Origin of the sequence: Pseudofrankia saprophytica, from assembly GCF_000235425.2 — a bacterium.
Classification (GTDB): Bacteria; Actinomycetota; Actinomycetes; order Frankiales; family Frankiaceae; genus Pseudofrankia; species Pseudofrankia saprophytica.
In genome coordinates this window covers 6,076,584-6,090,380 of the sequence record NZ_KI912266.1, presented here as the reverse complement: position 1 = coordinate 6,090,380, position 13,797 = coordinate 6,076,584, and the positions used below count along the sequence as shown (strand labels likewise).

The window sequence follows — 13,797 nt, the reverse complement described above, 5'->3', positions numbered from 1 at the left end:
GCAGGGATCTGGGGCCAGGAGCCGGGCCGGCGGCCATTCTGGCGCCGCCCGGCCGGTCACCGTCGGCGGGTTCGCCGATGGGCCGGCGCGGCGGAGCATTCGCGACCGGGTGCTCAGGCGCGGCGCAGGACCACGACCGGGATCACGCGTTCGGTGCGCGTCTGGTAGACGTCGTAGTTCGGCCAGGCGTCCGTCACGATCTTCCAGAGGCGGGGCTTCTCCTCCGGGGTGGCCGGGTGCGCGACGACCTTGATGTGCTCGGCCTTGACCTGGATCTCGACGGCCGGGTTCGCCTCGAGGTTCAGGTACCACTTGGGATGGTTGGGTGCCCCGCCGGTGGAGGCGACGACGAGGAAGTCGTCGCCGTCGCGGGCGAAGATCAGCGCCGAGGTGCGGGCCTCGCCGGTGCGCCGGCCAGTCGTGGTCAGCAGCAGCGTCGGGACGCCGTTCCAGAGGTAGCCGGTCTCGCCGTCGGTCTCCCGGTAGGCGCGGATGTGGTCCGCCCCCAGCAGGGTGAGCTCGGGCTTGACGTAGTTCGGTTCACTTGCGGGGTTCGGTTCGCTCACGGGGTTCTCCGGAGGTCGGGAGACGTGGCGGCCGGGCCGCGCCGCCCAGGCTCGGGCCGGCGAGGCCGACCGGCCCGAGCCTGGGCGGCCCGGGTCGGTGGTGCGGCCCGCGTCAGTCGAACAGGACGGGGATGGCCGTCGCGCCGCGCTCGTACATGCCGACGAAGCGCGGGGGCTCGGCGTCGGGGTCGAGGCGCAGGTTCGGCAGCCGGTCGAGGAGCGCGTTGATGGCGACGCGGATCTCGGCCCGGGCGACATGCATGCCTAGGCACACGTGCGCGCCGCCGCCGAACGCGAACGACGGCTTGAGCGGCCGGCCGGCGTCGTACTCGTCGGGCCGGTCCCAGCGGGCCGGGTCCCGGTTGGCGGCGCCGAGGCAGATGTGCAGCACCGCCCCCTCGGGCAGGTGCACGCCGTGGAAGTCGACGTCGCGGGTCACGTACCGGGAGAACATCGGGTCGGTCGGCAGCCAGCGTAGCGACTCCTCGATCGCCGGCCGCAGCAGCGCCCGGTCCTCGCGGACGGCCTTCAGCAGCTCGGGCCGCTGGAGCAGAATGGTGATCATCGTGCCCATCTGCTTCCACGTCGTGCCGGAGCCGGCGGCCAGCAGCAGCAGTGAGAACGAGTAGATCTCGGCGTCGGACAGCCGGTGGCGGACGCCGTTCTCGTCGGTCATCTCTGCCTGGGTCAGCACACTGATCAGGTCGTCGCCCGGGGCCTCGCGGCGGGCCGCGACGATCGGGCGGATGATCTCGATGATCTTTTCGGGGTGCTGGAGCGCGGCCCGGATGTCGAGGGCCTGGTCAACCGGCACCCCGAAGCTGCTGGTGATCGTCAGCACCGGGATCGCGGCGCAGAAGTCGACGTTCAGCTCCGCCCGGCCGTCGGCGGCGAAGCTGTCGATCAGCAGTTGGACGGTCTGCTCGATCCAGTTGCGGATCCACCACTGCGCCCTGTTCGGCACGAACGACGGCTGCACGAGCGCCCGGTAGCGCCGGTGCTCGGTGCCACCCATCGACAGCATGCTGTTGAGCACGGCCGACGGGCCGCCGGCGACGTCGACCGGCTCGGGCGAGGAGGCGAACACCTCCGCGTCCCGGTAGGCGGCATCGCAGGCCGCCCAGGTGAAGGCCGAGAAGTGCGGTCGGTCCGGGAAGGGCAGACCGGCGAACATCAGCGGTTCGTCGACGCCGGTGAGCTCGTGGACGGTGCCCGGATGCACCGGCGCCTGTTCCCGCAGCCGGTTCCAGATCGGGTTCGGGTCGTCGGTGTAGCCGCCGCCGGAACGGGCGAGGTAGGCGCCGCGCAGGTCGAAGAGCTCCTGGATGCGCGCGCGGTCGAGGGTGGCTATCTCGGTCATGGAATTGTCCGCCGATTTCGGTGGGGTGGCGTGGCGGCTAGCGCGCCACGTAGCCGCCGTCGACCGGCAGCAGCACGCCGGTGACGTTCGCGGCCCGGTCACTGACCAGGTAGACGGCGGCCTCGGCGCAGTCCTCGGCGGTGATGGGCCGGCCGAGCGGGTGGTTGGCCCCGGTCGTCTCGGCGACGTGGCGCAGCGTCGCCTCGTCGGTCACCGTCATGCCGCCGGCCGCCATGAACCCGGTGAACGGCATGCCGGCCGGGCAGATCGCGTTGGCCCGGATGTTGAACGGCGCGCCCTCGATGGCCGCGGCCTTCGTGAGCTGGTGCACCGCGCCCTTCGTCGCGCCGTACACGGATCCACCCCAGGCGACCAGCCCGGCGACCGAACCGGTGTTGAGGATGACGCCGCCGCCGCCCTGCGCCTTGAACTGGAGCATCGCGTGCTTGGTACCGAAGAACACGCCGCCGAAGTTCACGCCGACGAGGCGCTGGAAGTCCTCGGCGGTGTGGTCCTCGAGCTTTGTGCCCAGTCGCGGCGTCGGAATGCCGACGTTGTTGAACAGGATGTCGAGCTGGCCGAACGCCTCGACGGCGGCGGCGATCATCGCCACGACGTCGTCCTCGTTCGACACGTCGGCGCCGACGGCGATCGCCGTCCCGCCGGCCGCCTCGATCAGGCTCACCGTCTCCTTGACCGGTTCCAGCCGGATGTCGGCGCAGACGACCCGCGCGCCCTCCTCGGCGAACCGTAAGGCGGAGGCCCGGCCGACGCCACCGCCGGAACCGGTGACGATGGCGCTCTTGCCTTCGAGCAGGTTTCCCATCAGGTCACGCTTCTTTCTTGTCGCCGGCCAGGAACGCCAGCGCGCTGGTCGGGCAGGCTTCCACGGCGGTGCGGACGGCGCCCAGGTCGGCGTCGCCAGCACCGTCGATCACCATTGCCTTGGCCTCGTCGTCGTGGGTGAAGAAGTCCGGGGCATAGACGATGCAGATCCCACTGCCGATGCACTGGTCGCGGTCGACGGCGACCGACCAGTCAGCGGGAGCGGGGGCGGATCCGGACATCGGCTCAGGCTCCGGCCAGGACGGGCGGCTCGGCCGCGGTGAACCGGTAGAGGCGTTCGGCGTTGCCGCGCAGCAGTTTGTACTGGGTCTCGGCTGGCAGGTGGCCGATGACGTTCTTGACTGTCTGGATGCAGTTGGGCCAGGTGGAGTCGGAGTGGGGGTAGTCGGTCTCGCACATGATGTTGTCCTCGCCGATCTCGGCGAGGCTGGCGATGCCGTGGTGGTCCTCGATGAAGCAGCCGTAGATGTGGTCGCGGAAGGTGGCGCGCACGTCGAGGGTGTCCAGGTCGACGCCGGTGGAGCCGCCGTGGTCCATGAACTTCGCGCCGCGCTGGACCCAGTAGCGCTGCTTGTCGAGGACCTGCTCGGCCCGCTCCAGGTAGTACGGCATCCAGCCGATCTCGCCCTCGGACAGCGCGATCTTCAGGTTGGGGTAGCGCTGGAACATGCCGGAGAACAGCCAGGAGAGCATGGCGCCGGAGGTGCGCATCGCGCCCCAGGTGAGGTTGGCGAGGAACGGCGCGTTGCTCGCGATCTTCGGTACCTGGGAGGAGGAGCCGACGTGCATGGAGGCGACCATGTGCAGCTCGTTGGCCGCGGCCATGACCGGGTCCCAGTAACCAGACGGGTCATGGATGGTGGGCAGGCCCAGCGGCTCCGGGTTCTCCGAGAACGCGAACGTGGTCGCGCCCTTCGCGGCGGTCCGCTCCAGCTCCGCGGCGGCGAGCTTCGGGTCCCACAGCGGGATGAGCGCGAGCGGGATGTAGCGGCCGGGCGCGGCGGCGCACCACTCGTCGATCATCCAGTCGTTGTAGGCCTTGAGGCAGACGAGGCCGAACTCCTGGTCGGAGGCCTCCATGAACAGCTGGCCGCAGAACCGGGTGATCGTCGGGAAGCAGAGCGAGGCGAGGATGCCGGCGCGGTCCATGTCCTTGACCCGCTCGGTCGGGTCGTAGCAGCCGGGCCGCATTTCGCTGTAGGGCAGCGGCTCGGGGCTGAACTCCTCCTTGGACTTGCCGGCGACCGCCGACAGTCCCGAGCTGGGGTACTTCTTGCCGTCGTACACCCAGTAGTCCAGGCCGTTTTCGTTGATCATGTGCGGGGCGCGGTCACGGTCCTTGCTGGGGACGCGGTCGATCCACACGTGTGGCGGCTCGAGGATGTGGTCGTCGACCGAGATCAGCCAGTCGAGGTTCAGTTCTGAGGTCATGTCTCCTCCTCGTGGGTTCGAGGTCTGGTCCGTGGTCCGTGGTCGGTGCCGGGGCCATCCGGGGCGCCCCGCCAGGGCAGGCAGGGCCAGGGCGGGGCCTTGCGGTTTTGGCCGCGCTAGCGCAGCTCCCCGATGGACATGTGCTTGACCTCCTGGAAGGCGCGGATGCCGTCGGGGCCGCGCTCGCGGTCGAGACCGCTCTGCTTGTAGCCCCCGCTGGGGGCATAGGCGCTGAACACGGACGTGTTGACGTTGACCGCGCCGGTGCGCAGCCTGCGGGCGACGGCGGTGGCCGCGGCGACGTCCTTGCCGTAGACCTGGCCGGACAGGCCGTAGACGCTGTCGTTCGCGATCCGGACGGCGTCGTCGAGATCGCGGTAGCCGATCACCGACAGCACCGGGCCGAAGATCTCCTCCTGGGCCGCCGGGTTGGCGTTGTCAGGCACGTCCAGGACGGTGGGCTCGAAGTAGTAGCCGCGCTCCAGCCCGGCGGGCCGGCCGCCGCCGGTGGTGACCTTGCCGCCGTGCTGCTCGGCCAGGGCGACGTACCGCTCGCAGCGCGCCCGGGCGGCGTCGTTGATGACCGGGCCCATCATCGAGGCCGGGTCCGACGGCGGACCGACCTTCAACGACCCGTAGACGCGGCTGACCGCCTCGACCACCTCTTCCTTGCGGTCCGCCGGCACGAGCATCCGGGTGGCGGCGACGCAGGCCTGGCCGGCGGTGGTGGCCACGACCATGATCGCCCCGGTCGCGACGCGGTCGACGGCGTCCGGCAGGTAGATCTGCGCCGACTTGCCACCGAGCTCCAGCGAGACCCGCTTCACCGTCGGCGCCGCCTGGGCGAGGATCCGCTTCCCGACGGCGGTGGAGCCGGTGAACGACACCATGTCGACGGCTGGGTGCGTCGTGAGCAGCTCGGCGCCGGCGGCGCCCTGTTCCACGACGACGGACAGGACTCCCGGCGGTAGGCCGACCGCCTCGGCCGCGGCGCCGAACACCAGCGAGGAGATCGGCGTCAGCGGGCTGGGCCGCAGGACGACCGAGTTGCCCGCCATCAGCGCCGGGATGACCTTCTGGAACGCCATGATGATCGCGCCGTTGTACGGCGTGATGGCCGCGACCACGCCGATCGGCTCGTGGCGGCGCACGCTGAGCGCCACCCGGCCGAGCACCAGCTCGTTGACGGGCACGGGGCTTGCTTCCTCGTGCCGCATCGACTGGTAGAGGTCGATCGTCGCGCGCCCGAGCGCCAGGCCGGAGGCGAACTGCGCCCGTTCCGCGTACGCGACCGGCTGGCCGGCCTCGGCGATCATCGTGGCGACGAGCGCGTCGTGCGAGGCCTCGATGTGGTCGAGGAACGCCAGGAGGATCCTCGCGCGTTCGGCCGCGGGCTTGTCGGCCCACACGCCCTCGTCGAAGCTGCGCCGCGCCTCGGTGATGGCCCGCTCGATCTCGGCGAGCGGTGTCACGCCGATCTCGGCGACCGTCGACTCGTCGGCCGGGTTCTCCACGGCGAACGAACCATCGCCGTGGACCCACCGTCCGGCGACGTATGAACGCCGTTCCTCGATGATTGCCGGCACCCCGGCCTCCCTTGCTTGCTGGATTCACGTACCTGGATGCGCGCCCCGCGGAACCGCGCGCCAACACGGGTCGGGACGTCGGACGTCGGGGCGTCAGGACGTCGGGACGGGTCAGAACTTCAGAACGGGACGGCGCTGTAGACGACGGCGCCGCCGTAGTGCGGCGACGAGTGGCAGGCGACGCCAATGGTTGCCTTGTCGCGCTGGCGTTCGCCCGCGCGGCCGGAAAGCTGCAGGTAGCACTCGAGCATCTGGGGGACGCCATGCATGCGGCCGTTCCCGAGCGCGCCGCCGCCGGACAGCGCCGGCAGCCCGTCTGGGCGGTCGGCGTCGATGCCACCGGACTGGACGAAGCGATGCGCCTCACCGACCGGGCAGAGGCCGAGAACCTCTAGCCAGAAGTACACGAACGGTGAGAACCCGTCGTACACCTGCGGAAGGTCGATCTCGGCCGGCCCGACCCCGGAACGCTCCCACAACCTGCTGACCAGGCCGAATCCGGCGTCCATGATGTCGTCGAGCGGCCAGTGCTGCGCGAGCCGGCGCCGCGGCGGCAGGCCGGACGCGTAGCCGGCGATGTAGACCGGCTTGTTCGGCAGGTCGGCGGCCCGCTCGGCTGAGGTCAGGACGAACGTGGCGACGCCGTCGACGGGGATGTCGCAGTCGTACCGGCAGATCGGGTCCACCAGCGTCTGTGCGGCCAGGTACTCCTCGGCGGTGAGCGGCTTGCCATGCCAGTACGACCAGGGGATGCGCGCGCCGTTCTTGCGTGCCTCCACCAGCACCGCCGCCATCGCCTCCCGGCTCGCGCCGTAGCGCGCCAGGTACTCGTTGTACGGAAGCGCGATCATCTGCAGCGGGCCGAAGAAGCCCTGCGGAGCGGTCCACTGCTGCCAACCGACCGCCGACGTCATTGGGTTCGCGTGGTAGCTGCCCACCGGGTTGTGCAGGGCCCGGTGCAGCAGCACGTAGTCGGCGGCCCCGCTCGCGACCGCGTTCACCCCGAGTGCCAACGACCCGGTCAGCGCACCCACACCGTCGAAGCCGGCGGTGTAGCGCGCGTCGGCGCCGAGATGCGCGGCCATCCACTGCGACGAGACGATGCTCGTCCCGTCCTCGACCGTGTGCGCGCCGGCCGTCGGGAACATGGAAGCGCTGACGAACCCGTCGACGTCGGCGACCTGGAGGCCCGCGTCTGCGATCGCCCGGCGGGCCGTGTCGACGGCGAGGACACCCAGCGGTTCGGGCGCGTGCCGGCGGACCAGGCTGTGGGCGTACCCGACGATGGCCACCTCGTTGCTCGGCCGGCCGCGTCGTTGCTGGCCGCTTCGCGCCCAGCTATGCCGCTGCCGGTCACTGGTCGCCCCATCGGCACTGCCGTGCCGCTCGTCGCCTCGCACCCGGGTCTCTTGTGCCTGGCTCTCCTGTGCCTGGCTCCTTTGCGCCTGGTCGTCGAGCACCGGGTCGTTCTCGCTCATGCGTCACCCGCCAGCTCGAAGGCGGGAATGGCGACCTCTGGCGCCACGTCCTCGAACGCGACGGTGACCGGTGCGCCGACGCGGAGCGGCGCGTCGGGCCCGTCCACGAGCCGGCCGATCAGGCGCAGCTCGGACTGTTCGGCGAGCTCGACGTCGACCAGGACGAAGGGCACGTCGAAGCCTGGGAGGAACGACTGGCGAACCACCGTCCACGACCTGACGGTCCCGCGGCCGCTGACTGGCTGGAAGGTAAAGCCCGGGTCGGTGCTGCCGCAGTGCGGGCAGATGATGTCAGGTGGGTGGGTGAAGGCGCCGCAGCGGGCACAGCGAGCGATCACCAACTCGTGGCGGGCGGCGGCGGCCCAGAACGGCGCGGACTGCTCGTCCGACACCGGCAGCGGCCGACGGGTGGGCGTAGCGGCCGGTGACGTCGCGGATGCGTCGGCCGGGGCCGCGGATGGGTCGGCTGGTGTCGCGGATGGGTCGGCCGGGGCCGCAGAGGTGGTGGCCGGCGTGGTCGCGGGCGCCGGCGCCGGTGCGGTCACGGGATGACCTTCGCTTCGTTCAGCTCGGCGATCTGTTCCCAGGTGCGGCCAAGCTCCAGCAGGATCTCCTCGGTGTGCTCGCCATGCTCGGGGGCACGCCGCAGCGGCGGCGGACGCTCGTCGAACTGCACCGGAACGGTCGGCAGCTGGTAGGTGGGCCCGTCGTCGACGTGAACCTCGCCCAGGTAGCCGTTCGCCAGCACCTGCGGGTCGGTGAGCAGCTCCTCGACCGCCTGTACGGGTGCCCAGGGCGCGTCGATCCCGGACAGCAGGTCCTTCCACTCCTCGAAGGTGCGGCTGGCGAACTCGGCGTCCAGCTCGGCGACGCAGGCGTCCCGATTCGCGCCGCGCGTCCGCAGGTCCGCGAACCGCGGGTCGGCGGCCAGGTCGTCGCGTCCGAGCAGCCGGCAGAAGTCGGCCCAGTAGCGGTCGGCCTCCAGGAACACCAGCTGGATGTGGCGCCCGTCCTTCGTCCGGTAGTTGCCGACCAGCGGGTTCGGGCCGCCGGTGCGGCCGGGCATGGCTCGTGGCTCGCTGCCGGACAGGGCCGAGAGCACGTCGGACGACAGCGTCCACATCGCCGTCGCGAGCAGCGAGACGTCGACGACCGAGCCGGAGCCCGTCCGTTCCCTGCGCAGCAGGGCCGCCGCCACACCGAACGCCAGCGCCATCGCGCCGTTGCGGTCGCCCATCGCGCCGCGCTGGCTGATGGGATAGTCCCGCTCGGGCGGGGTCAGCACATGGGCCATGCCGCCGCGCGCGAAGAAGGCCGACGAGTCGTAGCCGGGCAGATCAGCATCCGGACCGCGGACCCCGTAGCCGTGGCCACGGGCGTAGACCAGCCGGGGGAAGCGCCGGCGCAGCGTGTCGGCGTCGAGGCCGAGACGGGTGAGCGCGCCGGGCCGGAAGTTCGTCAGGAACACGTCGGCGGTCGCGAGCAGCTCGTCGAGCAGTGCTCGTCCCTGCTCGCGGCGCAGGTCGAGGGCGATCGAGCGTTTGCCGCGGTTGGCCAGGGCGACGGACAGGTTGACCCCGCCGCTGTCGGTTCCGATGCCCTGGGTGGCCAGGCCTCGGTACGGGTCGCCTTCCAGGCGTTCGATCCGGATGACATCCGCGCCCCAGTCCGCCAGCAGCGCGCCGGCCACCGGGACGAACACCCATTGCGCCAGCTCCACGACGCGGACGCCGTCCAACGCACCTGGAGCCTCGGGTGGGTCTGAGCGGTCTACCTGTCCTGAGCGGTCTACCTGGCCTGAGCGGTCTACCTGGCCTGACGGGTCTGACGGGTCTAACTCGGCGTCGTCCACTCGACGGACCTCCCCTCGCGTCGTGTCGAGCCCCTCGGCCGCGCCGCGGACTGTCACGACGACCGCACTGTAGAACGGGACTCTCGTTGCTGAGAAGCCCCCAATTCACTTTTCAGTAGAGCTTGACGTCTCCGTTGAATGTTGCGAGCATGCGTGCACTCCCGGTACCAGACGGCTCGAGCCGGTACCGAGGTCTTGTTCGGCGGCCGGCTCCGGCTGCTCACACACTCGCGACGAGTCCCCGATCCGTGGCACGTCGCTCAATGCTTCGACCGACGGCTGCGGCGTGCCCTGGGCGCGGTTGCCCGCCCTGCTCGTCGTCCCGACTCGTCATTCCCAGGCCGTCGCCGCTGGGCGGGGGCTTCGACCACGAGATGAGGGCAAGTGGCACACACAAGGGTCCTGCCGGGTAGGCCGAACCGGCGCCGAGCGCGGCGGACAACCGGCAGGTTATCCGGCTTATCCAGGTCGGCCGGCTTATCCGGTCTGGTCCTGGCGCTGGCCGCGACCGTTGGTCTCGTCGCGGCCTGCGGGAGCGACGACGACGGTGGCGGCGGCGGCAGCACGCCATCCGCCTCGGCGAACGCCGCGACGTCCCTGCTCGGTCCGTCCGACCCGGCGAAGGGCGCGGCCGTCAAGATCGGAATCGTCACCGAGGGCAAGGGTCCGTCCTCGGACATGTCCGCCCAGGACACGGTCGCCAATGGCACCGCGAAGTGGCTCAACGAGCACCGGGGCGGCATCGCCGGCCGGCCGATCGAGCTGGTCGTGTGCGACGCCCTGGGTGATCCCGGCAAGGCGACCGACTGCGGGAACCACCTGATCGAGGCCGGGGTCGTCGCCGCCGTGTTCGGCGAGTCGGCCGTCATGCAGGATGCCTGGAAGCCGTTGCACGACGCCGGCATCCCGGTGATGCTCTACGCCACCAGCGAGACCGAGCTGCTGGCCGACAAGGCCTCGACCTTCATCCTGTCCGACCCGTCAGCCGGGCCTATCGGCCTGCCGATCACGGTGGCCAAGGAGAAGGGCTTCAAGAAGGTGACGTCGATCGTGATCGACGTTCCGGCCGCCCTTGGCCTGGAGCAGACGATCGCGCCCGGGAAGTACAAGGCGGCGGGCCTGGAGCACGACCTCGTCCGGATCGCGCTGGGCACCGCCGACATGACGCCGCAGCTGGGACCGGTCGTCGCGGGCGACCCCGGCCTGGTGTTCGTGCTCGGTAACGACTCGTTCTGCATCAGCGCCTTCAACGGCCTGCGCGCGGTCGGGTACAAGGGTCAGATCACCAGCATCGCCCAGTGCATCACCGACGCCACCCGCAAGGCGGTGCCGGGTGACCTGCTCAACGGCATCGAGATCACGGCGTCGGCGCCAATCGGGACCGACAACCCGTCCACCCAGCTCTACAAGGCCGTGGTCAGCCAGTACGCCAAGGGCGTGGACACCAGCCAGATCGGCGGGATGAGCATGTTCAGCGCGCTCGCCGGCTTCCAGCTCGCGACCTCCAAGCTCAGCGGCGAGATCACGCCCGCGAGCATCATCAGCACGATCCGGGCGATGCCGGAGTCGGAGCTTCCCGGCGCCGGTGGGCTGAAGTTCAAGTGCGACGGGACGGCCACCGAGCTGTCGAGCGCCGTGTGCACCCGCGGCTCGCTGGCCGCGACCCTCGACGCCAAGGGTCAGCCGAGCGCCTACGAGGTGGTTGGCGCCTCCGCCGGCTGAGCCGGCTCGCGACCCGGGGCCGGGATTCCGTCCCGGCCCCGGGCCCGCGCCGCCCACGTGTGCCGATCGGCGAGGTTCCCACCAGGTGCCGGCGAAGCCGGCACCTTCCGCGGAACGAGCCCGGCCCACGGTGGGCAGCCCTGCGCGACAGCGGCTCCGCGCGACAGCGGCTCCGCGTGACAGTGGCTCCGCGTGACAGTGGCTCCGCGCGACAGCTCCGAACGTGAGACTCCGAAGTGAAACTCTGGACGGGACGTGGAAGGGACGGGTCGTGGAAGCCGCCTTCGAGACCGAAACCGGCAAAGCCGAGGCCGCCGAGGGTGAGGCCGGCGAGGGCGAGGTCAGCATCGCCCGACGGATCCGGCAGCTCGTCGAGGAGAACCCGAGCGAGGTGGTGTTCCGCCACATCGGGCTGGACGGCTCCGAGCCGGCCTTCACCTGGCCGATGCTCGACCGACGCGCCAGCCAGCTGGCCGGCGCGCTCGCGGACCGTGGTCTGCGCCGTGGCGACCGGCTCGGGCTCGGGCTGCGCAACTCGCCGCAGTTCCTGTTGTCCGCGCTCGCGGCCTGGAAGCTGGGCGCGGTGCCGGTGCCGGTCCGTTGGGATGTGCCTGACTGGGAGCTCGAGCGGCTGCGTCAGGTGATCGACCCGCGGATCTACCTGGGCCCGCCGGACCTCACCTGGATCGACGAATCGGAAGGGCGCGCGGTCCCCGATCTGCCCGACCTCGTCTCGCCGCACGTCAACGGCATCTGCAGCAGTGGTTCGACCGGGACCCCGAAGATCATCCTTTCCGAGCGGCGCGGCGTCCACGACCCGCGCTATGCCGGTCGGCTGCTCGAGAACTGGCGCCCGGTGCGCGAGCCGCAGACGATCCTGGTGCTCGCGCCGATGTACCACACGAACGGCTTCTCCACGCTGTTCAGCCTGCTGATGGGCGACCGGCTGGTGGTGATGGAGAAGTTCGACGCCGCCCGGGTCGTCGACGTCATCGAACGACACCGGATCACGACGTTCACCGCGACCCCGACGATGCTGCAGCGGATCGCTGACCTTCCCGGCATCGACGGCCGCGACCTGTCGAGCATCGACTGGTTCATTCAGGGCGCGGCTCCCATGCCGCCGTCGCTCGTCCACCGATGGGCCGGGCTCGTCGGCCCCGAACGCATCGTCATGGCCTACGGCATGACCGAGGGGCTCGGGCTCGCCGCGATCCGCGGCGACGAGTGGCTCACCCATCAGGGCAGCGTCGGGCGCGGCATTGGCGGCACGGAGCTGCGCGTCCTGGACGCCGACGGCGCCGAGTCACCACTCGGCGAGATAGGCGAGATCTACCTGCGCTCCCCGTCCTACGGCGGATACCGGTACCTGGGCGACGCCCCGCGCCTGCGCGGCACCGACGACGGCTTCCACACCGCCGGGGACATGGGCTACCTGGATGCCGAGGGCTTCCTGTACCTCGTCGACCGCAGGGTCGACCTGATCGTCACCGGCGGCGCCAACGTGTTCCCCGCCGAGGTCGAGTCCGCGCTCATCGACCATCCCGCCATCGCCGACGTGGTCGTCGTCGGCCTGCGTGACCCCGAGTGGGGCCGCCGGGTGCACGCCATCGTCGAACCGGCCGACCCCGCGAGCCCTCCGTCCGCGGACGACGTCATCGCCTACGCCAAGAACCGCCTCGCGCACTACAAGGCACCCAAGACCGTCGAGTTCGTCGCCGCGATTCCTCGCAGCGAGGCGACAAAGGTCAACCGCGGCGCCCTCGTCTCCGCTCGTGGCGGCTGAACCGGGTAACCGCGGCCACAGTCCGGGCGACCCGCCCGGACCGCGGGCCGCGGCGGCCCCGACGAAAGGTAGCGTCGAGCCTGTGTCCTGGGCAGAACGCGCCGCCGACCGTTCGCCGTCGGTCCGTCGCTCACGCCTGCGCACGATCCAGCAGGCAAAAGTGATCGTCGAGGCGGCCCGGCGGCTGGTCGACGAGAAAGGCGACCAGTTCACCACCCAGGAACTGGCCCGTGAGGCCGGCGTCGCGTTGCAGACGTTCTATCGGCATTTTCCCGGCAAGGACCAGCTGCTGGTCGCTGTCATCGAGGACATGATCGCCGAAAACGCGGAGCGCTACGCCGCCGCCGCCAGCCACCTGTCCGATCCGGTGGCCCGCCTGCGCTTCTACGTGACCGAGATCCTCTCGGGCCTGACCGACAACGGCGGCGCGGATGCCGGCGGCGTGGGTGTGAACGGTGCGGGTGCGAGCGGTGCGGGTGACGGTGGCGTGGGCGATCTCGCCGCCAGGGTCGTCGGCGCCACTGGCGCCGACGGCGACGCGGCGGACGCCGCCGGACGTCTCGGCACCGGACCGCGTTTCATCACCGCCCAGCACTGGCGGCTGCACCAGCGTTTCCCGGAGGACATGGCACACGCCATCCAGCCGATCACCGATTTAATCGCCCGCGAGCTGCGTGAGGCGCAGGCGGCCGGCCTGCTGCACCCGATCGACCCGGACCGCGACGCCGCCCTCATCACGAAGCTGATCATGACCGTCTACCACCACTACGCCTTCGCCCCCGCGGGCGAGGCCACCGCGGTCATCGCCGAACACGTCTGGTCCTTCTGCCTCACTGGTCTCGGTGGCGCCGCACCCGCACCCGCCACGCGTTCCACGACGGCGGCCGCGACCCGGGCGCCCGCCAACGCAGAGCACGCCTAGCGCGATCCTCGGCAACGTCCGTCCGGCGCCCGCCGCGGAAGATCGCCAGAGCTGAAATCTGATCCGAACTCCAAGCCCGCGCTGGTTCGGATCCGAATACACGTCTGGTGATCAAGCTGGCTGATGCTGATGCTGACGCATTCGGGTCGGTGCTGCCTGAGACGACTCTGGCCTTTCACGGCGCCTGGTACGTGGCGCCTGGTACGTGGCGCCTGGCGCGTCGTGATCGGATGCGTGGCGGCCGGTCC

The 13,797-nt window shown here is 70.8% G+C and carries 12 protein-coding genes; 3 read left to right on the top strand and 9 right to left on the bottom strand.

Translation table 11 applies throughout. From position 1 onward, the window contains the following. Positions 1–113: 113 nt before the first annotated feature. From FRCN3DRAFT_RS0225810 to FRCN3DRAFT_RS0225770, 9 genes are all read right to left on the bottom strand, one after another. Positions 114–566, bottom strand: a complete 453-nt coding sequence (locus FRCN3DRAFT_RS0225810) for a nitroreductase family deazaflavin-dependent oxidoreductase (RefSeq protein ID WP_007517557.1) — start codon at positions 564–566, stop codon at positions 114–116. Between the two features lie 112 nt (positions 567–678). Next, the gene (locus FRCN3DRAFT_RS0225805; protein ID WP_007517559.1) at positions 679–1,926 is read right to left on the bottom strand and encodes a cytochrome P450; all 1,248 of its coding nucleotides are present in this window, start codon (positions 1,924–1,926) and stop codon (positions 679–681) included. A gap of 37 nt (positions 1,927–1,963) precedes the next feature. Then, the gene (locus FRCN3DRAFT_RS0225800) at positions 1,964–2,752 is read right to left on the bottom strand and encodes an SDR family NAD(P)-dependent oxidoreductase (RefSeq protein WP_007517561.1); all 789 of its coding nucleotides are present in this window, start codon (positions 2,750–2,752) and stop codon (positions 1,964–1,966) included. 4 nt (positions 2,753–2,756) lie between these two features. Continuing rightward, complete coding sequence (locus FRCN3DRAFT_RS0225795) at positions 2,757–2,993, bottom strand: ferredoxin (RefSeq protein ID WP_007517563.1); 237 nt, start codon at positions 2,991–2,993, stop codon at positions 2,757–2,759. 4 nt (positions 2,994–2,997) lie between these two features. Then, on the bottom strand, positions 2,998–4,203 hold the full coding sequence (locus tag FRCN3DRAFT_RS0225790) for an amidohydrolase family protein (RefSeq protein WP_007517565.1): 1,206 nt from the start codon (positions 4,201–4,203) through the stop codon (positions 2,998–3,000). A gap of 116 nt (positions 4,204–4,319) precedes the next feature. Further along, the gene (locus FRCN3DRAFT_RS0225785; RefSeq protein ID WP_007517567.1) at positions 4,320–5,789 is read right to left on the bottom strand and encodes an aldehyde dehydrogenase family protein; all 1,470 of its coding nucleotides are present in this window, start codon (positions 5,787–5,789) and stop codon (positions 4,320–4,322) included. 119 nt (positions 5,790–5,908) lie between these two features. Beyond that, positions 5,909–7,267, bottom strand: coding sequence for a thiolase family protein (locus FRCN3DRAFT_RS0225780; RefSeq protein WP_007517569.1), 1,359 nt, complete (start codon positions 7,265–7,267; stop codon positions 5,909–5,911). Next, positions 7,264–7,812 (bottom strand): Zn-ribbon domain-containing OB-fold protein, encoded by a 549-nt coding sequence (locus FRCN3DRAFT_RS0225775; RefSeq protein ID WP_007517571.1) that lies wholly within the window; start codon positions 7,810–7,812, stop codon positions 7,264–7,266. The genes FRCN3DRAFT_RS0225780 and FRCN3DRAFT_RS0225775 overlap by 4 nt, the downstream gene beginning before the upstream one ends. Continuing rightward, positions 7,809–9,005 carry a CaiB/BaiF CoA transferase family protein gene (locus tag FRCN3DRAFT_RS0225770; protein WP_027140937.1) on the bottom strand — a complete coding sequence of 399 codons (1,197 nt, stop codon included), beginning with the start codon at positions 9,003–9,005 and terminating at the stop codon, positions 7,809–7,811. The genes FRCN3DRAFT_RS0225775 and FRCN3DRAFT_RS0225770 overlap by 4 nt, the downstream gene beginning before the upstream one ends. A 498-nt stretch (positions 9,006–9,503) precedes the next feature. Between FRCN3DRAFT_RS0225770 and FRCN3DRAFT_RS0225765 the strand changes: the two genes are divergently transcribed. The 3 genes from FRCN3DRAFT_RS0225765 (at position 9,504) to FRCN3DRAFT_RS51905 (ending at position 13,549) form a co-directional block, all read left to right on the top strand. After that, positions 9,504–10,841: an ABC transporter substrate-binding protein gene (locus tag FRCN3DRAFT_RS0225765; protein WP_007517574.1), complete on the top strand. Its 1,338-nt coding sequence runs from the start codon at positions 9,504–9,506 to the stop codon at positions 10,839–10,841. A gap of 271 nt (positions 10,842–11,112) precedes the next feature. Further along, positions 11,113–12,627, top strand: coding sequence for a class I adenylate-forming enzyme family protein (locus FRCN3DRAFT_RS0225760; protein WP_007517576.1), 1,515 nt, complete (start codon positions 11,113–11,115; stop codon positions 12,625–12,627). Between the two features lie 82 nt (positions 12,628–12,709). Continuing rightward, the gene (locus FRCN3DRAFT_RS51905; RefSeq protein ID WP_106410266.1) at positions 12,710–13,549 is read left to right on the top strand and encodes a TetR/AcrR family transcriptional regulator; all 840 of its coding nucleotides are present in this window, start codon (positions 12,710–12,712) and stop codon (positions 13,547–13,549) included. Positions 13,550–13,797: the final 248 nt, after the last annotated feature.